General features: G+C 70.2%; 19 protein-coding genes. 8 read left to right on the top strand and 11 right to left on the bottom strand.

The genetic code is table 11. From position 1 onward, the window contains the following. Positions 1-79: 79 nt before the first annotated feature. The 4 genes from AW271_RS14105 to AW271_RS14090 are packed head-to-tail and all read left to right on the top strand — an operon-like array spanning position 80 to position 4,737. Positions 80-1,360 carry an ABC transporter substrate-binding protein gene (locus tag AW271_RS14105; RefSeq protein ID WP_062336805.1) on the top strand — a complete coding sequence of 427 codons (1,281 nt, stop codon included), beginning with the start codon at positions 80-82 and terminating at the stop codon, positions 1,358-1,360. Further along, positions 1,357-2,232, top strand: a complete 876-nt coding sequence (locus AW271_RS14100) for a carbohydrate ABC transporter permease (RefSeq protein WP_062336802.1) — start codon at positions 1,357-1,359, stop codon at positions 2,230-2,232. Before AW271_RS14105 ends, AW271_RS14100 begins: the two co-directional genes overlap by 4 nt. Next, on the top strand, positions 2,229-3,008 hold the full coding sequence (locus AW271_RS14095; RefSeq protein WP_062336801.1) for a carbohydrate ABC transporter permease: 780 nt from the start codon (positions 2,229-2,231) through the stop codon (positions 3,006-3,008). The genes AW271_RS14100 and AW271_RS14095 overlap by 4 nt, the downstream gene beginning before the upstream one ends. Further along, entirely contained in the window at positions 3,001-4,737 is a 1,737-nt protein-coding gene (locus tag AW271_RS14090; RefSeq protein ID WP_062336799.1) for a glycoside hydrolase family 127 protein, read from the top strand. Before AW271_RS14095 ends, AW271_RS14090 begins: the two co-directional genes overlap by 8 nt. A 4-nt stretch (positions 4,738-4,741) precedes the next feature. On the opposite strand, the gene AW271_RS14085 is transcribed toward AW271_RS14090, so the two are convergent. Continuing rightward, on the bottom strand, positions 4,742-6,055 hold the full coding sequence (locus AW271_RS14085) for an MFS transporter (protein WP_157554122.1): 1,314 nt from the start codon (positions 6,053-6,055) through the stop codon (positions 4,742-4,744). Between the two features lie 120 nt (positions 6,056-6,175). Between AW271_RS14085 and AW271_RS14080 the strand changes: the two genes are divergently transcribed. The 3 genes from AW271_RS14080 to AW271_RS14070 are packed head-to-tail and all read left to right on the top strand — an operon-like array spanning position 6,176 to position 9,287. Next, the gene (locus AW271_RS14080; protein ID WP_062336794.1) at positions 6,176-7,765 is read left to right on the top strand and encodes a sugar phosphate isomerase/epimerase and 4-hydroxyphenylpyruvate domain-containing protein; all 1,590 of its coding nucleotides are present in this window, start codon (positions 6,176-6,178) and stop codon (positions 7,763-7,765) included. Positions 7,766-7,789: 24 nt separating this feature from the next. Beyond that, entirely contained in the window at positions 7,790-8,431 is a 642-nt protein-coding gene (locus tag AW271_RS14075) for a TetR/AcrR family transcriptional regulator (protein WP_062336792.1), read from the top strand. A 34-nt stretch (positions 8,432-8,465) separates the two neighbouring features. Continuing rightward, positions 8,466-9,287, top strand: a complete 822-nt coding sequence (locus AW271_RS14070; RefSeq protein WP_062336790.1) for a shikimate dehydrogenase — start codon at positions 8,466-8,468, stop codon at positions 9,285-9,287. Here AW271_RS14070 and AW271_RS14065 read toward each other — a convergent pair. Genes AW271_RS14065 through AW271_RS14030 form a run of 8 tightly spaced genes read right to left on the bottom strand, consistent with a single transcriptional unit; the run spans position 9,266 to position 18,449 of the window. Then, positions 9,266-11,197: a beta-galactosidase gene (locus tag AW271_RS14065; protein WP_062336788.1), complete on the bottom strand. Its 1,932-nt coding sequence runs from the start codon at positions 11,195-11,197 to the stop codon at positions 9,266-9,268. The genes AW271_RS14070 and AW271_RS14065 overlap by 22 nt on opposite strands. A gap of 2 nt (positions 11,198-11,199) precedes the next feature. Continuing rightward, a complete protein-coding gene (locus AW271_RS14060) occupies positions 11,200-12,024 on the bottom strand; it encodes a carbohydrate ABC transporter permease (protein WP_062336786.1) in 825 nt (274 codons plus the stop codon). Continuing rightward, positions 12,021-12,881, bottom strand: coding sequence for a carbohydrate ABC transporter permease (locus AW271_RS14055; protein WP_083976607.1), 861 nt, complete (start codon positions 12,879-12,881; stop codon positions 12,021-12,023). Before AW271_RS14055 ends, AW271_RS14060 begins: the two co-directional genes overlap by 4 nt. A 51-nt stretch (positions 12,882-12,932) precedes the next feature. Further along, on the bottom strand, positions 12,933-14,255 hold the full coding sequence (locus AW271_RS14050) for an extracellular solute-binding protein (protein WP_062336782.1): 1,323 nt from the start codon (positions 14,253-14,255) through the stop codon (positions 12,933-12,935). Between the two features lie 16 nt (positions 14,256-14,271). Further along, complete coding sequence (locus AW271_RS14045; protein ID WP_169806329.1) at positions 14,272-15,333, bottom strand: Gfo/Idh/MocA family protein; 1,062 nt, start codon at positions 15,331-15,333, stop codon at positions 14,272-14,274. An 11-nt stretch (positions 15,334-15,344) separates the two neighbouring features. Beyond that, positions 15,345-16,355: a Gfo/Idh/MocA family protein gene (locus AW271_RS14040; protein ID WP_083976605.1), complete on the bottom strand. Its 1,011-nt coding sequence runs from the start codon at positions 16,353-16,355 to the stop codon at positions 15,345-15,347. After that, complete coding sequence (locus AW271_RS14035) at positions 16,355-17,338, bottom strand: Gfo/Idh/MocA family protein (RefSeq protein WP_062336776.1); 984 nt, start codon at positions 17,336-17,338, stop codon at positions 16,355-16,357. The genes AW271_RS14040 and AW271_RS14035 overlap by 1 nt, the downstream gene beginning before the upstream one ends. Before the next feature lie 37 nt (positions 17,339-17,375). Next, positions 17,376-18,449: a Gfo/Idh/MocA family protein gene (locus AW271_RS14030; RefSeq protein WP_062336773.1), complete on the bottom strand. Its 1,074-nt coding sequence runs from the start codon at positions 18,447-18,449 to the stop codon at positions 17,376-17,378. Between the two features lie 111 nt (positions 18,450-18,560). Between AW271_RS14030 and AW271_RS14025 the strand changes: the two genes are divergently transcribed. Further along, positions 18,561-19,595 carry a LacI family DNA-binding transcriptional regulator gene (locus AW271_RS14025; RefSeq protein ID WP_062336772.1) on the top strand — a complete coding sequence of 345 codons (1,035 nt, stop codon included), beginning with the start codon at positions 18,561-18,563 and terminating at the stop codon, positions 19,593-19,595. On the opposite strand, the gene AW271_RS14020 is transcribed toward AW271_RS14025, so the two are convergent. Continuing rightward, complete coding sequence (locus tag AW271_RS14020) at positions 19,596-20,411, bottom strand: YncE family protein (RefSeq protein ID WP_157554114.1); 816 nt, start codon at positions 20,409-20,411, stop codon at positions 19,596-19,598. A gap of 52 nt (positions 20,412-20,463) precedes the next feature. Further along, positions 20,464-21,024: a TetR family transcriptional regulator gene (locus AW271_RS14015; protein WP_062336768.1), complete on the bottom strand. Its 561-nt coding sequence runs from the start codon at positions 21,022-21,024 to the stop codon at positions 20,464-20,466. Positions 21,025-21,056 lie beyond the last annotated feature (32 nt).

The following is a 21,056-nucleotide window of genomic DNA, read 5'->3' as shown; positions in this document are numbered from 1 at the left end:
CACACGTCCCCGATCGGGGCGTATGTTGCGGCTACATTTCCGAAAACCTTTTCAGTTTTTCGGTCGAGAGGAACCCCCCATGCTCAGAAGACTCCCCGCGCTCGCCGCGGCGGCGCTCCTCGCGACATCCATGGCCGCATGTGGTTCTGCCGCCCCGGAGGAGAACGCCCCCGCTGGTGGCACGGCTGCTTCGGGTCCGACCACCATCACGATGTGGACCCGGGCGGCCACCCAGGCGCAGAGTGAGCGCCTGGTGGAGGCGTACAACAAGTCTCACACGAACCAGGTCAAACTGACCGTCATTCCGACGGACAACTATCAGCCGCGCATCGCCGCGGCGGCCGGGGCCAAGCAGCTGCCCGACGTGTTCGCGGCCGACGTCATCTTCGTGCCGAACTACACCTCGCAGGGCCTGTTCGCCGACATCTCCGACCGCATCGCGGCGCTGCCGTTCAAGGACGCGCTGGCCCCCTCGCACATGAAGCTCGGCACCTACGAGGGCCGCCAGTACACCCTTCCGCACACCCTCGACCTGTCGGTCTGGTTCTGGAACAAGGACCTGTACGAGAAGGCCGGGCTCGACCCCGAGAAGGGCCCGACCACCCTGAAGGAGTTCGCCGAGCAGGCCACCACCGTCCAGGAGAAGCTCGGCGCCGACGGCAAGGTGCACGGCACGTTCTTCGGCGGCAACTGCGGCGGCTGCTACGTCTTCACCTTCTGGCCCTCGGTCTGGGCGGCCGGCGGCACCGTCATGAACGCCGAGGGCACCGAGTCGACCGTGGCCTCCTCCCCCATGACCGACGTGTTCTCCATCTACCGGGGCCTGTACGACAACGGCGTCACCGGCCCGACCACGAAGGAGGAGCAGGGCCCGACCTGGACCGGCTTCTTCCCGAAGGGCGAGATCGGCGTCATGCCGATGCCGTCCACCACGCTCGGCTCGATGCCGGCCGACATGAAGATCGGCGTCGCGCCCATCGCCGGTCCCGACGGCGGCGAGTCGACGTTCGTCGGCGGCGACTCCGTCGGCATCTCCTCGACCTCGCAGAACGTCGACGCGGCCTGGGAGTTCCTGTCGTGGACGGTCTCCGACGAGGCCCAGGTCGAGATCATGGCCAAGAACAAGGACGTGGTCGCGCGCACCGACCTGGCCGACAACAAGTACTCGGCCGAGGACCCGCGCGTCGTGCTCATCAACTCGCTCGTCGGCAAGGGCCAGACGCCCTACGCGCTGAAGTTCGGGGAGACGTACAACGACCCGCAGGGGCCGTGGCTCCGGTTCGCCCGTGAGGCGCTGTTCGGGGACGCCGCCAAGTTGCCCGAACTCAACGAGACCCTCAACCAGTCGCTCACGCAGTGAGCAGTCCGCTTTCGACCGCCCCCCGGCTCCGGCGCGCACGCGCGCTGGCCGGGTGGGCGTACGCCGCTCCCACGGCGGTCATCGTGGCGGTGTTGTTCATCGCGCCGCTGGTGCTCGTCGTGGTCATGTCGTTGCACAAGTGGCCGCTGCTGGGCCCGGCCAGGCCCAACTTCCCGGCCAACTACACGAAGATCCCGGACGACCCGCTGTTCCTCGACTCGGTGTTGTTCACGCTGAAGTACACGGTGATCATCACCGTGCTGCTCTCGGCGGTGGCGCTGGGCCTGGCGCTGCTGGTGCAGGACCGCCGGCCGGGGGTCGGCTTCTTCCGTACCGCGTTCTTCCTGCCCGGAGCGGTCGGGTTCGCCGCGGCGGCGCTGCTGTTCTACGGCCTGCTGAACAACGACTTCGGCCCCTTCGGCTTCCTCGGCGTGAACTGGATCGGCTCCCCGAACATGGCGCTGACCTCGACGATCCTGCTGGTGTTGTGGCGGTTCGCCGGGTTCAACATGCTGATCCTGCTGACCGGCCTGCAGGCGATCCCGGTCGAGGTGTACGAGGCGGCCCGCGCCGACGGCGCCAACCGCTGGCAGATCTTCACCCGGATCACCCTGCCGCTGCTGCGGCCGACGCTGGCGCTGATGCTGATCCTGTCGATCACCGGGTCGCTGCTGGCGTTCGACCAGTTCTTCATCTTCACCAACGGCGGGCCCGACAACAGCACGGTGTCGATGGTGATGGTCGTCTACCGCAACGCGTTCTTCCGCTTCGACCTGGGCGGCGCGGCGGCGTTGTCGGTGGTGCTGCTGGTCGTGCTGGTCGCGCTGAACGCCGTCCAGATGCGCATCCTCAGGGGGGCGACGACCCGATGAAGTACTACTCGCCGAGGCTCGCGCTGGCGGTCATCTTCCTGTTCCCGCTGATCTGGAGCGGCTGGGCGTCGGTGCAGGGGCCCGAGGGGTTCACCCTCACCCACTACCGGAGCATCATCGGCTTCGGCGAGGGGCTGGCGACCTACGTCGGCAACAGCCTCGCGCTCTCGGCCATGACGGTCGCCGGCACCCTCATCGTCGCCACGCTGGGCGGCTACGCGTTCGCGCGGTTCCAGTTCCCCGGCAAGAACCTGCTGTTCCTGGCCGCGCTGGCGATCCTCATGGTGCCTTACGCCACCATCCTCATCCCTCTGTACGTGCTGCTCGACTACGTCGGCCTGCAGAACTCGCTGCTCGGGCTGAGCCTGGTGTTCGTCATGTTCCAGCTGCCGTTCGCGCTGTACATGATGCGCAACTCGTTCGAGGCGATCCCGCGCGAGATCGAGGAGTCGGCGCTGGTCGACGGCGCGGGCTCGCTGAAGGTGCTGCTGTCGGTGCTGCTGCCCGCCGTCCGGCCGGGGCTGGTGACGGTCGGGCTGTTCGCGTTCCTGGCGTCGTGGAACGACTTCTTCGCGCCGTTGATCCTGCTCAGCGACGGGGCCAGCTTCCCGCTGCCGGTGGCCGTGGTGAGCATGACGCAGCGCACGTTCGGCGCGATCGACTACGGCGTGCTCCAGGCGGGCGTCATGGTCATGGCGATTCCGTGCCTGGTCCTGTTCCTCGTTCTCCAGCGCCACTACGTGCGCGGATTCATGTCTGGAGCTCTGCGTGGATAGTCCTGTCGTTCCGTCGGGCGGCGTGCTGACGCCTCTGGGGGTCTCTTCGGTACGTCTGAACCCCGGCTTCTGGGGTTCGCTGCCCACCGAGACGATCATCGACCACTGTTACGAATGGATCGGCCGGGTCGGCTGGGCGGCCAACTTCACCGGCGCCGCGCGCCGGGGCCGGGAGTTCAGCGACTCCGAGGTCTACAAGCTGATGGAGGGCATGGCCTGGGTCCACGACCCCCGCCTCGACGAACTGACCTCGGTGATCGCCGCCGCCCAGCAGTCAGACGGCTACCTGAACACGAAGTGGGGCCACGCCCGCTACAGCGACCTGGAGTGGGGCCACGAGCTCTACTGCTACGGCCACCTGATCCAGGCGGGGGTGGCGCAGGCGCGGGCGTCCGGCGGCGGGGAGCTCTTTGAGCTGGTGAAACGGGCCGCCGACCACGTCTGCGACGTGTTCATGAACAACCGGGGCGTCTGCGGGCACCCCGAGATCGAGATGGCCCTGATCGAGCTCTACCGGGTCACCCGGGCCGAACGCTATCTCGAGATGGCCCGCCGGTTCATCGACCGCCGGGGCACTCCGGCGCTGGCCGACATCGAGCTGGGCCGGGCCTACTTCCAGGACGACGTACCGGTCAGGAAGGCCGAGGTCTTCCGCGGCCACGCGGTCAGGGCCCTCTATCTGGCCGGCGCGGTGGTCGACCTGGCCGTCGAGACCGGCGACCGCGACCTGCTCGACCTGGTCGAACGCCAGTGGGAGCGGACCGTCGCCCGCCGCACCCACCTCACCGGCGGCATGGGCTCGCGGCACAACGGCGAGTCGTTCGGCGAGGACTGGGAGCTGCCGCCCGACCGCGCCTACAACGAGACGTGCGCCGGGGTGGCGTCGTTCATGTTGTCGCACCGCCTGCTGCTGGCCACCGGCAACCGCCGCTACGCCGACCAGGCCGAGCGCACCTTCTACAACGTCATCGCCGCCGGGCCCGCGCTCGACGGCCGGTCGTTCTTCTACACCAACCCGCTGCAGGTCAGAGTCGCCGGAGAGGTCACATCGGGAGTCAGCCCGCGCGCCGACGGCGGACTGCGTGCCTCCTGGCGAGCGGTGTCCTGCTGCCCCACCAACCTGGCGCGCACCTTCGCCGCCCTGCCCGCGTACGTCGCGACCGGCACCGACGCCGGCCTGCAGATCCACCACCTGACCCCGGCCCGCATCGAGCACGACGGTTTCGTGGTGGAGGTGGACACCGAGATGCCGTGGCAGGGCGCCGCGACGTTGCGCGTGCTGCGGGCCCCCGACCGGCTGCGGGTGTTGTCGCTGCGGCTGCCGATGTGGGCGGGCGGCGGCACGGCCGAGTGGTCGCGCGTCTGGGCGGCGGGCGAGGAGGTGTCGGTCGACCTGCGGATGACCCCGCGCTGGGTCGAACCCGACCCCCGGATCGACGCGCTGCGCGGCTGCGTCGCGGTCGAACGCGGCCCGCTCGTCTACTGCGCCGAGTCTCCCGGCGACCAGCCGCCGCTGACCCGGATCACGGTCGACACCTCGCGCGCCCCCGAGGTCGTCGACGAGGAGATCGAGGTGGACGCCCACCTGACCTCGGCCGACGACCGGCCGTGGCCGTACGGCCCGCGTGCCCGCACCGAGACCGAGGCGGTCAGGCTGCGGCTGCGCCCCTACTACCAGTGGGGCAACCACGGCCCCGCGACGATGCGGGTGTGGTTGCCCCAGGGGTGACCCCTCAGACGCCGGCGGTCTCGCGGCGGCCGAGCTCGGCCGTCGGCACCCGGTACGTCTCCCTCGCGGTCAGCACGGAGATCGCGCTGACCGCGCAGAGGACTGCGGTGAAGATGCCCACGCCGACCCATCCCTGCAGGCCGAGCCAGCCGTCGTCGGTCATGATGCCGGCCGCCGACGCGACCGCGAAGCCGGCCACCGCGAACCCGATCTGGGTGCCGATCGCCATGCCCGACAGGCGGACGCGGGTGGTGAACATCTCGCCGTAGAGGGCGGGCCAGATGCCGTTGGACGCCGAGTAGACGACGCCGAAGCAGACGCAGCCGGCCAGGAAGATGAGGACGTAATTGCCCGAGTTGATCGCGGCCAGGTAGGCGAAGATCATGATCGGGCTGCCGATCGCGCCGACCAGGAAGACGGGCCGGCGGCCGATGCGGTCGGACAACCGGGCCCACAGCGGGATCGCGCCGAGCGCGACCACGTTGGCGAGCACCCCCACCCACAACATGACCGCGCGGTCGAGGCCGACGGCGTCGCTCGTCGCGTAGTTGAGCGCCCACACGGTGAAGATGGTGCTGACCGTCGCGATCAGGGCGGCGCCGACGACGCGCAGCACGTCGATCCAGTGGGTGCGGAACAGTTCGGCCAGCGGCATGCGCGGCACCGAGCCGTCGTCGACCTGCGCCTGGAAGGCCGGGGTCTCGTCGAGGTGACGGCGGATGAGGTAGCCGACGACCGCCACGACGACGCTGCACCAGAACGGCACCCGCCAGCCCCACGACAGCAGCTGCTCCTCGGGCAACGCCGCGACCGGGATGAAGACGAGCGTGGCGAGGATCTGGCCGAACTGGGTGCCGTTCAGGGTGAAGCTGGTGAAGTAGCCGCGCCGGTTCTCGGGGGCGTGTTCCAGCGTCATGGAGTTGGCGCTGGCCTGCTCGCCCGCCGCCGAGAGCCCCTGCAGGACGCGCAGCAGGACCAGCAGCACGGGCGCGAGGCCGCCGATCTGCTCCCGGGTCGGCAGACAGCCGATCAGGAACGTCGCCACCCCCATCAGCACCAGCGTGAAGACCATGATGCGGCGGCGGCCGAACCGGTCGCCGATGTGGCCGAGGATGAGGGCGCCGACGGGGCGGGCGGCGTAGGCGACGCCGAAGGACGCGAGCGACTGGAGGGTCGCGGTCGCGGGGTCGGAGTCGTCGAAGAAGACCTTGGAGAAGATCAGCGCGGCGGCGCTGCCGTAGATGAAGAAGTCGTAGTACTCCAGGGCGCTGCCGATCCAGGCGGCGAGGGCGGCGCGGCGGGGGGTGGCCTGGGTCATGAAGCTTGTCCTAACTGGATAGTTCATAACGTGTGGCCGCAATGCTGCGTTCACGCCCTCAGCGTGTCAAGATGATGGAGTCAAATAACTCACTAGTTCGTACATTAGTGGTGAGGCCCTGTGCGGAAGTCGATCGCGACCGTCTCCCTGAGCGGGACGCTGCCGGAGAAACTGCACGCCGTCGCGGCGGCCGGGTTCGACGGCTTCGAGCTGTTCGAGAACGACCTGGTGGCCTGCCCGCTCTCCCCCGAGGACGTCCGCCTCATGGCCGCCGACCTGGGCTTACGCGTCGAGCTCTACCAGCCGTTCCGCGACGCCGAGGCGCTGCCGCCCGAGCGCTTCGCCGACGCCCTGCGGCGGGCCGAGCACAAGTTCCGGCTGATGACCCGGCTGGGGGCCGACCTGCTGCTGGTCTGCTCGAACGTGTCACCCCAGGCGATCGACGACGACGCCCTGGCGGCCGAGCAGCTGCACACGCTGGCCGAACGGGCCGCCGCGCACGGGGTGCGGATCGCCTACGAGGCGCTGGCCTGGGGCCGGCACGTCGACGACTACCTGCGGTCGTGGCGCATCGTCCGGATGGCCGGCCATCCGGCGCTCGGGGTGTGCCTCGACAGCTTCCACATCCTGTCGAAGGGCACCGACCCGGTCGGCATCGAGGCCATCCCCGGCGAGAAGATCTTCTTCCTCCAGCTCGCGGACGCGCCCCGGCTGACCATGGACACCCTCCAGTGGTCACGGCACTACCGCTGCTTCCCCGGCCAGGGCGACTTCGACCTGGCGGGCTTCACCCGCCACGTCCTGGCGGCCGGATACCGGGGGCCACTGTCGCTGGAGGTGTTCAACGACGTCTTCCGGCGTGCCGACCCGGTGCGGACGGCCGCCGACGCGATGTTGTCCCTGCGTTTCCTGGAGCGCGATCCGGGGGGCGGCGCGCCGCCCGACCTCACGGACTTCGGCTACGTCGAGCTCGCCACCGGGCCCGACGGCGAGCGGCTGCGCCGGCTGGTCGAGGTGCTCGGCGTCGACCGGGTCCGGCTCGTCGACGGCGGCGACGCGGCGGAGTTGCGCGCGGTCGGCATCGGCACCCCCGATCCGGCGGCGGCCGACGCCCACGTGGCGGCCCTGTCGGCCCCCGACCACGCCCCCGACGGCACCCGCGTCGTCTTCTGCGCGCCCCGACCGGGCGAGTCGGCCATCGACCACGTGGCGCTGACCGCTCCCTTCGCCGAGGCGTCGCTCTGGTGCCGGTGTGTGCTGGGGTTGCGTCCCCACGAGAGCCTGGAGTTGCCCGATCCCTACGGGCTGGTCCGCAGCCGGGCCATGACCAGCGTGAACGGCAAGGTGATGCTGGCGCTCAACATGGCCGACACCGCGTCGAACGTCCCGTGGCAGCACGTCGCGGTCGTCTGTGACGACGTCGTCGGCATGGCGCGGCGGCTCACGGCGGCCGGGGAGCCGCCGCTGCGCATCCCCGCCAACTACTACGACGACCTCGACGCCCGCTTCCCCGGCGCCCCCGACCTGCGCGGCACCGACGTCCTGTACGACCGCGCGGGCGACGGCGAGTTCCTGCACCTCTACACGGCCACGATCGGGCGGGTCTTCTTCGAGGTGGTGCAGCGCATCGGCGGATATTCCGGTTACGGCGCGGCCAATACGCCCGTCAGGCTGGCGGCGCAGCACGGCCATAAAATGAGGCGCGAGTAGATCCCGTCCACCTCATGGAGCCGAATGTCCACCCCCGGGGACCGCCAGCGCGACGCCGACCGCACCCGCGCCGAGATCCTCGACGTGGCGATGGCCGAGTTCGCCCGCAGCGGCTACGCCGGCGCCCGGGTCGACGAGATCGCCGACCTGACCAGCACCACCAAGCGCATGATCTACTACTACTTCGGCGGCAAGGAACAGCTCTACATCGCCGCGCTGGAGAAGGCCTACGCCGAGGTCAGGGCGGTCGAGAAGACGGTCGACGTCGACCACCTCGACCCGGTCGAGGCGATCCGCACCCTCGCCCAGCTCACCTTCGACCACCACGACGCCCACCGCGACTTCATCGCGCTGGTGGCGATCGAGAACGTCCACCGGGCCGAGCACATCCGCAAGTCCGAGGTGCTGGCCAACCTGGGCGCGCCGGTGCTCGACCTGATCTCGCGCATCCTCGACGCGGGCCACGCCACCGGCGACTTCACGACCGGGGCCGACGCGATCGACGTCCACATGATGATCAGTTCGTTCTGCTTCTTCCGGGTCGCCAACCAGCACACCTTCGGCGCCCTCTTCGGACGCGACATGACCGCGCCCGAACACCGCGAACGCCTGCGCACCATGGTCGGCGAGATGGTCGTGGCCTACCTGAAGGGTGCTGGGGTATAAGTTAACTCACTAGTTCGTACATAGGAGGACCGTGATGACGTCCTACCTGATCGGGCTGATCGGCGCAGGCATCGGCCCCTCCCTCAGCCCCGCCCTCCACGAGCACGAAGCCGACCACCACGCCCTCCGCTACCTCTACCGCCGCATCGAGTTCACCGACCCCATCGGCGACCTGATCCGGGCCACCCGCCTCGCCCGGTACGACGGCCTCAACGTCACCCACCCGGTCAAGCAGACCGTGATCGACCACCTCGACGACCTGTCACCCGACGCCGCGAAGCTCGGCGCGGTGAACACCGTGCTCTTCCGCGACGGCCGCGCGATCGGCCACAACACCGACTGGACCGGCTTCGCCGAGTCGTTCCGGCGCGGCCTCCCGGGGGCGGCCACCCGGCACGTGGTGCAACTCGGCGCGGGCGGCGCCGGCGCGGCCGTCGCCCACGCCCTGCTGACGCTCGGGGCCGAGCGCGTGACGGTGGTGGACGTCGACTCGACCCGGGCGACGGAACTGACCACCCGGCTGAACACACCCGGCCGGCTGCGCGCGGCGCCTCCCGCGGAGTTGCCCGCGCTCCTCGCCGACGCCGACGGCCTGGTCAACGTCACCCCGGTCGGCATGGCCGCCCACCCCGGCCTCCCCCTCGATCCCGGGCTGCTGCGCCGAGACCTGTGGGTGGCCGACGTGGTCTACCGGCCGCTGGAGACCGAGTTGCTGCGGCACGCGCGGCGGCTCGGCTGCCGCACCCTCGACGGGAGCGGGATGGTCGTCTTCCAGGCGGCCGGGTCGTTCCGGCTGTTCACGGGGGTGGAACCGGATGTGGGGCGCATGCTCGCTCACCTGACGAAACTGATCTGACCACGCCGGGGCGGGACGGCGACCGTCACCTCCCCCACACGTGTCGTCTGCTCCTCGTGGGTCCAGTTGACCACGATGACGGCCGGCCGGCCCTTGATCGTCACCGGACGGGTGTAGAGGCCGGGCGTGCCCTCGGTCGCGCCGAGCAGGCCGGTGACCGCCGACCGCAGCGCCGGGTCGGGCTCGCGTCCGTAGGCGAGTGAGAAGTAGGTCCCGGCCAGCACGGCCGTCCCGTGGCGGGTGATCGCCGGGGAGCCGTCGGCGAACGACGCCAGCACCTGCGCGCCGGCCGGTTCCAGGTGGTCGCGCTGCCAGCACGTGGGCAGCGCGACACCGGCGAAGTCGATCTCTCCCTGCGCCAGGTCGGCGTCCAGATGACGGACGCCGAACAGGCCCTCCAGCGGGATGCGCGGCGACCGCGCGCCGTTCGGGGCGTATTCGCCGGGCGCGGCCTCGGCCACGAGCACCCCGCCCCGGGCGACGAACGCCTCGAGGGCCCGCACCAGGCCGGGCGAGGCGACCGACGGCATCGGCCAGTAGATCGCCTCGATGTGACCGGGGATCTCCCGGGTGTCGTGCAGGATCTCGACCGGCACGTCGGCGTCGCAGAGCAGCCGGTAGGCCCCCATGACCGCGTCCCGGTAGAGGTCCATGCCCCGGTCGGTGGCGAAGGCGTGCAGCGCCGACCGCCGGGAGACCAGCAGCCCGGTCCGGCCGGGTTCCGGCACGACCTCGCCGAGGTCCCGCACCGCCGAGGCGAAGTCGGTGACCGCCCTCACCCGGTCGGTCGGCGACCCGTCGGGGGCGCAGAGACCGTACCCGGGGCTCTCCGGGCCGAGCAGTTCGGGCCGCCACTGCCAGAAGACGACGCCCGTGGCCCCGGAGGCGATCGAGTTCCACATCCACAACCCGACCGTGTCGGCGCTCGGGTGGCCGGTGCTCCGGTAGCCGTCGCGCCGTCCCCGGCCGCCCTGGAGTTCGGCCTGCCAGAAGGGCTTCCCGGCGGCGGCGCCCCGGGCCGCGTCGAGGTTGAACAGGTGCTCGACCGGGTCGTCGCCCATCAGCCAGGTGGGGAAGCTCGACGTGCCGAAGAGATCGACCGGACCCGTCAGGTCGAACTCGTCGAGCGTGTGGGTGGCGAGCTGGCCGGTGAAGCCGCTGAGCGCCACGTGGGTCATGACCGGCGTCCCGGGATCGGCCCCGCGTACGATCTCGCAACGCCGGTCGAGCCAGCCCGCCAGGTTGGCGAACCAGTGCTCCCGCCAGTCGATCATGTCGGGCACCGCCTCGAACACCCGGGGCGGGGCCACTTGCGCCCACGACGAATACCGCCGCGACCAGGCCGTGTTCAGCTCCGCCAGCGAGTGGCGGTCGCGCAGCCGGGCCGCGAACCGGTCGAGGGAGGCCGGGCAGTAGCAGTAGATCCGGTCGGGAAAGTAGGAGGCCGGCTCCAGGTGGGGCTCGTTCCAGACGTCCCAGAACCGCAGGGCCGGGTGGTTCCGGTAACGGCTCACCAGCGCCTCCAGGAAGGCCGACGCCGCCGTCCACACCTCCTCGTTGTCGAAGCACAGGCCCGGCCAGCCGCCGCCGGGGGTGTTCATCGCGGCGGTGAGCTGGATCGCGCGGCCCTCGTGGTCGACGTAGCGGGCGTGCGGGAACCGTTCCTCCAGCCAGTAGGGCGCGTTCTCCAGGATCGTGTTGATCACCACGCCCAGCCGGTGCCCGGCCGCCAGGTCCATCAACTCGTCGAGGTCGGCGAAGTCGAACTCCCCCGGCGCGGGGTTCAGCCAGCTCCAGCAGGCCCAGAACTTCACCGTGTCGAGCCCGGCCGCGCGCATCCGGCCGAGGTCGCGGTCCCAGTCTGCGCGCGGCGGGTTGGGCGGCCGGTAGTACTGCGCGCCGATGATCATGGTCACCCTTTCACTGCTCCGAAGGTCAGGCCGCGTACGAGGAACCGCTGGGCCGCCAGCCCCAGCACGAAGACGGGGATCATGGCGAGCACCGCGGCGGCCGAACTGCCGCCCCAGTCGACCGACACGGTCCCGATGAACGAGGCCACGCCGATGGGCACCGTCTGCGTCTCCCGGCCCGACAACACCAGCGCGAACAGGAACTCGTTCCACGAGAACAGCAGGCAGAGCACCCCGGTTGCGGCCAGCCCGGGAGAGGTCAGCGGCAGCGCGACCCGAAGGAACGCGCCGAACCGCCCGGTCCCGTCGACCTGCGCCGCCTCCTCGAGGTCGCGCGGCAGCTCCTCGAAGAACGACCGCATCATCCAGATGACGATCGGCAGGTTGAACGTGGTGTGCGCGGCGACGAGCGCCGTATACGTGCCGAGCAGCTGGAGCCGCTGGAAGATCACGAACATCGGCACCACGAGCGCGACGGCGGGCACCATGCGGGTGAACAGGATCAGCCAGGCCCACCACTCCCGCCCGCGCACCGGCAGCCGGGCCAGCGCGTAGGCGGCCGGCACCCCGACGACGATCGACAACAACGTGCTTCCGAGGGCCACGATCGTGCTGTTGACCAGGAAGGTCTGGAAGCTGAGCTCCCCGAGCACCTTCCCGTAGTTGTCGCCGGTCGGGGTGAACACCAGCTGGGGCGTCGAGGAGAAGATGTCCTGCGGCGACTTGAGCGAGTTGAGCGCCACCGTGACGATCGGCACCAGCACCCACAGCAGGAACACGCCGACGACGACGTAGCTCCCGATCACCCACCAGTCCCGTCGTTTCACGTGAGCACCTCCCGGCGGCGCAACAACCTGATGTAGACGCTCGAAATGATCACGACTGTGACGAGGATGAAGATGCTCAGCGCCATGGCGTAGCCCATGTCGAAATAAGAGAAGCCGGTCCGGTACGTGTAGAGCCCGATCGTCTCGGTCGAGAGACCCGGACCACCTTTGGTCAGCACGAACACCGTGTCGAAGATCCGGTAGGTGTCCATCGTGCGGAACAGCAGCACGATCATGACCTGCGGCACGATCGCCGGGATCACGATCCGCCGGTAGATCGTCGGCCGCCCCGCGCCGTCGATGGAGGCGGCCTCGAACTGCTCGGTCCCGATCGACAACATCCCGGCGTGCAGGATCAGGATGACGAACGGCGTCCACTGCCAGACGTCGACCGCGATCAGTGCGGGCAGCGCGAGCTGCGCGTCCCCGAACCAGCCGATCGACGTGCCGGTGAGCTGCGCGACCAGCCCGAACTGCGGGTCGAGCAGATACCGCCAGAGCAGCGCCGTGATCACCGGCGCGATGATCATGGGCAGCAGGATGAACGCGTTGGCGAGCCTGCGCCCCTTGGTCATCTCGAACAGCGCCGCCGCGACGAGGAAGCCGAGCACGAGCTCGATCCCCACCGCGAACACCACATAGATCACCGTGTTGAGGACCGCCGTCCCCACGGTCGGATCGCCGAACAGCTTCGTGTAGTTGGCCAGCCCGGTGAACTGCTTGGGCAGGTCGATGTCGGTCAGATTCCAGCTGTACGCCGACAACCCGGCCGAATAGAACAGCGGCCCGATTATCAGCGCGAGCAGCAGGAGCAGCGCCGGGGCCAGCATCCAGTGCCCCAGTCCCTTGTTTCGCATGCCTTCTCCCGTGGTGAGCGGGCCCGGCCGACCTCCGGGCCCGCTGCTCGGTCAACCGCCCAGCGTCGTCTGGACGGCCTGGACCATCGCGTCGGCCGCCTGGTCGGGCGTGAGTTTGCCCTGGATGGCGTCCTGGACGGCGAGCTCGATCCTGTCCTGCGCCTTCGGCCACGAGGGCAGGCTGGGCTGCGGGTTCGACGTGGTCAGCGCGTCGTTCATGGCGGTCAGGAACGGCAGCTTCGCCTGCACGTCGGCGTTGGTGTAGAAGTCCTTGGTCGCGCCGGCGGTGGCGGCGGCCAGCGCCACCTTCGCCTGCTGCGCGCCACTGGTGTACCACTGGAGGAACGAGTAGGCCGCGTCCTTGTGCGGCGAGTTCGCCGCGACGCACCAGTTCCAGTAGATGAGCTCGCCGGCGGGGTGGCCGTCGGTGAACTGCATCGGCGCGTAGCCCCACTTGCCGGAGGTGGCCGACTTCGCCGGGTCCTCCAGGGCCTGGAGCGAGGGGGTGGTCGAGATGATCATCGCGGCCTTGCCCTGGGCGGCGGCCGTCGCGGCCTCGTCCACGTGGAAGTTGAGCACGCCGCTGGGGGCCGCCTTGGCGGCCTTGACGTAGAAGTCGACCGCCTTGGCCGCCTTCGCGCGGTCGAGGGTGGTCTTCTGGTCGGCGCCGTACCACCAGTTGTCCTGCGCCGTGAGGAGGGAACCCATGATGTCGGCGACCGCCCCGGCGCGTTTGCCGGGGATGGCGATGCCGGCCATGCCGTCCTTGCCGTTCAGCTGGGCCGCCGCGGCGGCGACGTCGTCGAGGGTCTTCGGCGCGGGGATGCCGGCCGCCTCGAAGACGTCCTTCCGGTAGGCCAGCAGCGTCGTCGACACGAAGTCGGGCACGCAGTACTGCTTGCCGTCGTACTTCCCCTGCGCCAGGACGTTGGGCAGGTAGGAGTCGGCGGAGAAGCCGCTCGGGTTGCGTTTGGCGTCGGAGAGGTAGCCGTCGATCGGGGCCAGGTGTCCCGCCTTGGCGAACTCGCCGAACCAGCTCGGGTGGACGTAGAGGATGTCGTAGCCGCCGGCGCCCGACAGGGTCAGGGCCTGCTTGTCGTGCAGGTTCTCATAGGGGACCGCGTCGAGGTCGAGGGTGCCGCCGGTGGCGGCCGACCATTCGGCCGCGGCCTCCTTCTGGCCGCTGGTCCAGGGGTCGCCCGCCCATCGCGAGAGCACGAGCTTGGCACCGGCGAACTTCCCCATGGGGCCGCCGGGCTGGGCGGGCGCGGCGTTCGGGTCGCCGGTGGCGGACGAGCCGCCGGTGGAACCACAGGCGGTCAGGGTCAGTGCGGTGAAGAGGGCTATCGGCCACCGGGGGGATCGTCGAGACATCGGGGCATCTCCTTACTTAGAGGGGTTTCACTGGCACCGCCGTGCCCCCCGAGGCGGCGGAGGCGTAGCCCGCCTCGATGACGGCCAGGCACGCCAGGCCGTCGTCGAGCGTGGGACCGAAGGGCCGCAGGCCCTGCTGGACGCGGTTGACGTAGGAGGCGACCTCCCGCTTGTAGTGGTGCACGTGCGGCGGCCACGAGCCGTAGTCGTGCGGCTCGCTGACGTCGGGTTCGATGTGGGGTGTGGTCCAGCCCCGGTAGAGGGGGTCGTCGCCCGACCGGTAGACCTCCACCCGGGGGAACGGGTCGGTGGCGCGCATGACGAGCGTGCCCTCGGTCCCGTAGATCTCCAGGGAGTTCCGCATGCCGATGTCGGCCGACAGGCTCCAGACCGTGCCGATCTCGGCGAGGCCGCCGTCGGCGTAGCGGGCCAGCGCGACCGCGATGTCCTCGCCGTCGAGGCCGGGCTTGTTCCGGTTGGCGGTCATCGCGGTGACCTCGGTGAGGTCGCCGACGAGCCAGCGCAGCAGGTCGACGCCGTGCGATCCCTCGTCGATCCAGGCGCCGCCGCCGCCGAGCGCGGGGTCGTTCATCCACTCGACCATGTCGGGCGGGCAGCCGATCTCGGCGATCCCGGCCAGGCCGATGAAGCTGCGGGTCAGCAGGACCTTCCCGAGCACACCCGACTCGACGATCTTCTTGGCCCGGTCGGCCTCCTTGCTGAAGCGGCTGACGAAGGCGGCGGTGCCGTCCACTCCCGCTCTCCGCACGGCCTCGGCCATGGCTCTGGCGTCCTCGACGCTGGTGGCGACCGGCTTCTCGCAGAAGACGTGCTTGCCGGCCTCGGCCGCCGCGATCACCTGGTCGCGGTGCCGGGAGTTCTCCGAGTGGACCATGACGATGTCGAGGTCTCTCCTGACGAGCTCCCGCCAGTCGTCGACGAACTCGGCGTTCCACCGCTCGGCCGCCGCCCTGCCCCGTGCGGGGTCGTCGTCGGAGATCGCGACCACCTCGACGCCGGGGATCTCGCTCAGCGCCTTGGCCCGGAACTCGGCGTGGACGTGGGCCCAACTGATCATCCCGACCCGGATCATGACGACTGCCCTTCAGATTGGTGGTGTACGTTCTCCCGGCGCCCATTGGCCAGGGAGCGGGTCGCCGCGTCGACGACCGCCAGGACGTCCCGGCCGACCAGGCCCTCGGAGACCGAGCGTTCGCCGGTCCGGATGCAGTCGGTGAAATGGGTCAGCATGTCGAGGTGCCCGTCGGCGAGCAGCCCCGGAATCGGCAGGGGGAACGACCACCCCGTCGCGCCGACGACCTGCAACGGCTGTCTGTGCAGGTTGTCGATGAGGATACGACCCTCGGTGCCGAAAACCTCAAAGCGGGAATCCATCGCGCCCGCCAGGCTCCAGCTGTCCTCGCACTGGCCGAGAACCCCGTTGCCGAAGCGAACGGTGAGGATGGCGGTGTCCTCTGCGGAGGTCCGGTCGCCCCATACATAGGTGTCCGCGTCCGCGTAGACACTGGCGATCGGGGCGTCCGCGAAGAATCGGCAAAATTCCAGGCTGTGTACGGCCATGTCGAGCATCGCCCCGCCGCCGCTGCGCACCGGGTCGAAGAACCAGTCGGAGTGGGGCCTCCCGATGCCCTCGCACGCCTTCACCCGGAAGACCTCGCCGATCCGCCCGGCGTCGACGGCCTTCTTCGCCTCCCGCACGGCCGGGATGAAGGGCACGTTCTCGGCGTAGAAGAGCCGGGTCCCGGCCGCTTCGACCGCCGCGAGCATCTCGTCGGCCTCGGCCAGCGAGCGGGCCAGCGGCTTGATGCAGATCGCGTGCCTGCCGTGGCGGGCGGCGGTCTTCACCGCGGGCAGGTGGACGTCCGGCGGGGCCACGACGTCGACGACGTCGGCGTCCCGGACCGCCTCGTCGAGGTCGGTGTAGGCGCGGGCGCCGTAGGGGGCGGCGGCCTTCTCGGCCGACGCCAGGCTGGTCGCCACCACGCCGGTGATCCGCACGCCCGGGATCCGGGCCAGGGCCGGCAGGTGCATCTGGGTGGCCCAGAACCCCGCGCCGACCACCACGACTCCAATGGTCATCAGAAGGTCACCACCCTCGCCTCGTCGAGGGAACGCTGGGCGGCCAGGCAGAGGGCCAGCGCGTCGCGGGCCTCGACGACGCCGCCGCCGATCACCTCGGTCGACGTCCCGGCGATCCGGTCGACGAAGTGCTGCTGCTCGCCCCGGTAGCCGTAGTCCCACACCAGGTCGGGGAAGCCGAAGCCGTTGTCCCGGTCGAAGGTGCGGGTGATCTGCGAACTGACCAGGTCGACCGCGGCGCTGCCCGTGGAGCCGTAGGTCTCGATGGTGAAGTTGCCGTGGCCGGCGGTCCAGGTGACGTACATGGAGGTGACCACGCCGGTCGAGTGGCGCACCTGGACGGTGGCGTTGTCGGGGCTGCCGAACCGCTTCGCGCCGTCGAGCACGTAGGCGCCGCCGTCGGTGTAGACCTTCTCGGCCGGGCCGAACAACCAGAGCACCAGGTCGGCGAAGTGGACGAGGGTGTCGAGGATGACCCCGCCGCCCTGGGCCGGGTCGTAGAACCAGTCGCCGGTGGGCTCCCAGCCGAACACTGCCGCCCGCGAGGCGATCACGGTGCCCAGCTCGCCGCCGGTGACGCGCTGCCTGAGCTGCGGCATCGGCGGCGTGAAGCGCAGCATGAAGCCGTACTGGAGGATCCGGTCGATCGTGGCGGCCTCGGCGACCACCCGATCGGCCTCTTCCAGGGTGAGGGCGATGGGCTTCTGGCAGAAGACGTGCTTGCCCGCCCTGAGGGCGGCGAGGGTCTGGTCGGGGTGCAGCGCGTTCGGCGAGGCGATCAGCACGGCGTCGATGTCGGGGTTTCCGAGGATCGCCTCCATGCTCGGGGCGACGTCGAGGTCGAAGTCCTTCGCGAGGCTCTGCGCGGCGGCCTCGACGGGATCGGTGCAGGCGACCAGCCGGCCGCCCGAAACGCCCTGGTAGGCGTTGGCGTGGACCCGGGCGATCCGCCCCGCACCGACGAGGGCGACGTTGACGGTCATCGAGCACCTCCGGCGGTGGTCGCGGGCGTGGTGATCATCACTTGGCGTCCTCTCCGAGCGGCAGGGAGACGCGGCGTCCGGTCTCGTGGGACTCGTAGGCGCCGATGATCATTTCCAGGGCCTTCAGCCCGTCCTCGGCCGTGGGCACGCCGTCGAGGTCTGCGCCGTTCACCCAGTCGCGGAAGGCGATCAGCAGGTCGCGGTAGCAGGCCTCGTAGCGTTCCTCGCCGACCAGGTCGAAGTAGTGCCGGCCCTTCCACGGGTCGTCGACGCCCTGCACCTCGACCTGCGGGCTCTTCTGGTAGTGGAGTTCGATCTCGCCCCGGGTGCCGCTCAGCGAGGCGTGGTCGGGGCTCGACAGGGGGCCGAAGTAGTCGGGCGCGTGCCAGGTGCTCTCCACCGTCACGATCGCGCCGCCGTCCATCGTGTACGTCGCGATGCCGTAGTCCTCGACGCCCAGGTCCTGGTAGGTGAGCGAGCCGATGTGCGCGGTGACCGAGACGGCGTCCTGGCCGAAGAACCAGCGGAAGAAGTCGGTGAAGTGCACGCCGTGGTCGAGGAAGCCGCCGCCACCGCCGCGCACCGGGTCGGCGTACCAGCCCTGGGTGTCGGTGTTCGGGCTGTCGGTGATCGCGCCGACCGGGAACCGGATCGAGTAGAAGCCCGACACCAGGTCGCCGACCGCCCCCTGCCGGACCTGGTCGAGCACCTTCCGGTAGGCCGGCAGATACCGCAGCAGGTAGGCCATCATCACCTTGACCTGTCCGCTCGCGGCGACGATCCGCCGGGCGTCGGCCATGGTGGTGGCGATGGGCTTGTCGAGCAGCACGTGCTTGCCCGCCGCGGCCGCGAGTTCCACGTGGTCGGCGTGCGCCGACGTGTACGACGTGACGATCACGGCGTCGACGTCGTCACGGCGGATGAGCTGCTCGTAGTCGGTCGTCCAGTCGCCGTCGCAGTACTGGGCGGCGAACTCCTTCGCCAGGTCGGCGCGCTCGTCGGCCACCCCGACCAGACGGAGCCCGTCGACGCCTCGCTTCAGATAGTCCGCGAACGGATACGCGTGGTAGTGGTTGTGCAGTCCGACGATGCCGATCCCCAGATCAGTCAAGGCAGGATCCTTCCTCGGGTTACGCAACCGGTTTACGCAACCGGTTGCGTTGTATAGTGAACCTTGCCGAGGGGGAGCACAAGAGGTTACGTCCACGTTTCTGACAAGGGGATGATCAACGTCAAAAAGGAAGGAAAGCTGACAATCAGGGACATAGCGGCTCTGGCGGGCGTCTCCGCCGGAACCGTCTCCCGCACGATGAACGGTCAGGCCGGGGTCGGCCAGGAGACCCGGCTGCGCATCCAGCAGATCATCGAAGAGCACCGGTTCCAGGTCGACCCGACCGCCCGCATGCTCTCGACCGGCCGCAGCCAGACCCTCGCCGTGGTCTTCCCGCTGCACGCCTCCGAGGTCGTCATGCACCCGATCTATCCGGCGTTGCTCGGCGCCCTGGGCGACGCCGCCGAACGGGCCGGCTACGACATCCTGCTGCTCACCCAGTCGGCCGAGAAGGCCGCCCACGTGGTCGACACGGTCGTCCGGCGGCGGGTCGACGGAGTGGTCCTCCCGGCCGCCGGCCCGAGAGACCCCCTGATCAAGGAGCTCACCGGCATCGGCGCCCCGACCGTGCTGATCGGCCACCGCACCAACCGCGAGGGCGTCGGCTGGGTCGACTCCGACCACGATTCGGCCGCCCACGACCTGACCCGGCTGATGCTCGACACGGGCCGCCGTGAACTCGTGCTGCTCAACGGCCCGGCCCACGTGTCGGCGTGCAAGCTCCGTTCGGCGGGCTTCTGGAAGTGCGTCAAGGCGGCGGGCGACGCCGTGACCTCGGCGCGGGAGGTCCGCGTGCCGTTCGACACCGACGCCGCCACCGCGGAAGCGCTCAAGATCCTGAGCGGCCCGTCGAGACCGACGGGTGTGGTCTGCGGCTCCGACACGATCGCCGCCGGGGTCATGGACGCCGCCCACAGCCTGGGCCTGCGCGTTCCCGACGACGTGGCGGTGACGGGCTTCGACGACCGCTCCTTCGCCGCCCGCACCACGCCGACGCTGACCACGGTCCGCATGCCCCTCGACGAGATCGGCCGGACGGCGGCCCAGATGTTGTTCGCCATGATCAGCGGCGGCCCGGCCCCCCGCAAGGTCATCCTGTCGACGGAGATCATCCTCCGCGGCTCGACCCCGGCGAGGGAGCTCTGATCACCAGGCGGCGGTCTCCATGGTCGCGGCGTCCCACGGCAGGTCATGCCACTCGCCACCGGTCAGCGGGCCGGTGACCAGGCGGGTCTCGCCGTCGTTCACGACGACCAGCAGCCGGTCGCCCCTGACGGAGATCTGAACGATCTCGCCCGGTGTGCGCACGCGGCGCAGGAGCCTGCCGCCGGGTGAGTAGTGCTCGATGATGCCGCCCCGCTTGGGCACGAGGATCCGGTCGCCGGCGACCACGGGCGCGGCGGTGACGGTCCTGAACGTCTTCACGGGCCGGTCGGCGCCGTGGAAGCGGAGCGTCTCCGGCGACAGGCAGTCGCTCGTGTCGTCGCAGATCGGATGGGTCGACAGGAGCAGCCGTGCCCCGTCGGGGGTCCAGGTCATCCGGTAGACGGGTTCGGACTTCGCGGTCGTCTCGCGCCCCGTTCGCAGATCGCGGACGACGAGGGTCGCGTCTTCGGGGGTGCCGGTCACGTAGGCGGCCCTGGTCCCGTCACGGGTGATCGCCAGACCGTGTGCGGCCAGAATGCCGGTCGGTTCGGGTTCGTACCCGGGTGGCCGTAATCGGAAGTAGGTGTCCGGCCCCCACTCCACCGCCTCGGCCACCACGTGGAAGCCGTCGTCGGCGGCGGCGACGCGCAGCACCCTGCTGACCCCCGGCAACCTGATGACACCGGTGACGGCGTCGCCGCCGGTGTCGTAGACCCGGACCGTGTGGTCCCGGTTCTGCACCAGGAAGACGGCCCTCCATTCGACCGAGCTCCCCGCGGTCGCCATCAGGGCCAGCACTACCAGCAGACGTCTCATCGAGTCGTGGATCATCGGCGGACATTCCATCGGATGACGGATACGGCCGGCGTCAGGTGGTGGCGAACCCGTCGCGCATCAGCCGCCAGGCCCGGTCGGCCGCCCGCACCCGGTCGTCCGCGGGGGTGTGCCGCAACGCGCCGGCCAGCATCTCGATCGCGAGCATCAGGTCGCCCGCCCCGACCTCGGCCCGGACCAGGCCGTCGGCCTGCGCGCGGGCCAGCGGCGCTTCGAGCAGCTCCGTCACGCGGTCGCGGATGGCCACCGCCCGTTCGTCGACGTCCGCGTCGGCGACCATGTCGACGAAGGCCGTCGAGGCGATGGTGTGCCGGGTGATCAGGGCGAGGACCTCGTCGAGGGTCACCCCCGGACGGGCGGCGAGGGCCTCCAGTTCGGTCATGTTGTCGGCGAAGACCGCCAGGGCCAGGGACACCCGGTCGGGGAAGTGCCGGTAGAGGCTGCCCTGGCCGACGCGGGCCGCCTTGGTGATGGAGGCCAGCGGGGCGCGGTAGCCGTCGGCGGCGAACACCTCGCGGGCCGCCGCGATCAGCGCCGCCCGGTTCTCGGCCGCCGCTCCGGGGCCGCGGTTCTCCCCTCGACGCGCGTGAGCCATGGGAGTACGTTAACAACCGGACAAGGTTGTCC

Source organism: Herbidospora sakaeratensis, from assembly GCF_001570525.1.
Classification (GTDB): Bacteria; Actinomycetota; Actinomycetes; order Streptosporangiales; family Streptosporangiaceae; genus Herbidospora; species Herbidospora sakaeratensis.
Note: the sequence above shows the minus strand (reverse complement) of the source record. Positions and strands in the feature narration are given on the sequence as shown.

Excerpts from the sequence above, each read along its gene's own strand:
- AW271_RS14105 (WP_062336805.1), top strand. The coding sequence starts at position 80 with ATGCTCAGAAGACTCCCCGCGCTCGCCGCGGCGGCGCTCCTCGCGACA.
- AW271_RS14095 (WP_062336801.1), top strand. The coding sequence starts at position 2,229 with ATGAAGTACTACTCGCCGAGGCTCGCGCTGGCGGTCATCTTCCTGTTC.
- AW271_RS14085 (WP_157554122.1), bottom strand. The coding sequence starts at position 6,055 with ATGACCCAGGCCACCCCCCGCCGCGCCGCCCTCGCCGCCTGGATCGGC.
- AW271_RS14075 (WP_062336792.1), top strand. The coding sequence starts at position 7,790 with ATGTCCACCCCCGGGGACCGCCAGCGCGACGCCGACCGCACCCGCGCC.
- AW271_RS14070 (WP_062336790.1), top strand. The coding sequence starts at position 8,466 with ATGACGTCCTACCTGATCGGGCTGATCGGCGCAGGCATCGGCCCCTCC.
- AW271_RS14065 (WP_062336788.1), bottom strand. The coding sequence starts at position 11,197 with ATGATCATCGGCGCGCAGTACTACCGGCCGCCCAACCCGCCGCGCGCA.
- AW271_RS14055 (WP_083976607.1), bottom strand. The coding sequence starts at position 12,881 with ATGCGAAACAAGGGACTGGGGCACTGGATGCTGGCCCCGGCGCTGCTC.
- AW271_RS14050 (WP_062336782.1), bottom strand. The coding sequence starts at position 14,255 with ATGTCTCGACGATCCCCCCGGTGGCCGATAGCCCTCTTCACCGCACTG.
- AW271_RS14045 (WP_169806329.1), bottom strand. The coding sequence starts at position 15,333 with ATGATCAGTTGGGCCCACGTCCACGCCGAGTTCCGGGCCAAGGCGCTG.
- AW271_RS14040 (WP_083976605.1), bottom strand. The coding sequence starts at position 16,355 with ATGACCATTGGAGTCGTGGTGGTCGGCGCGGGGTTCTGGGCCACCCAG.
- AW271_RS14035 (WP_062336776.1), bottom strand. The coding sequence starts at position 17,338 with ATGACCGTCAACGTCGCCCTCGTCGGTGCGGGGCGGATCGCCCGGGTC.
- AW271_RS14025 (WP_062336772.1), top strand. The coding sequence starts at position 18,561 with ATGATCAACGTCAAAAAGGAAGGAAAGCTGACAATCAGGGACATAGCG.
- AW271_RS14020 (WP_157554114.1), bottom strand. The coding sequence starts at position 20,411 with ATGAGACGTCTGCTGGTAGTGCTGGCCCTGATGGCGACCGCGGGGAGC.
- AW271_RS14015 (WP_062336768.1), bottom strand. The coding sequence starts at position 21,024 with ATGGCTCACGCGCGTCGAGGGGAGAACCGCGGCCCCGGAGCGGCGGCC.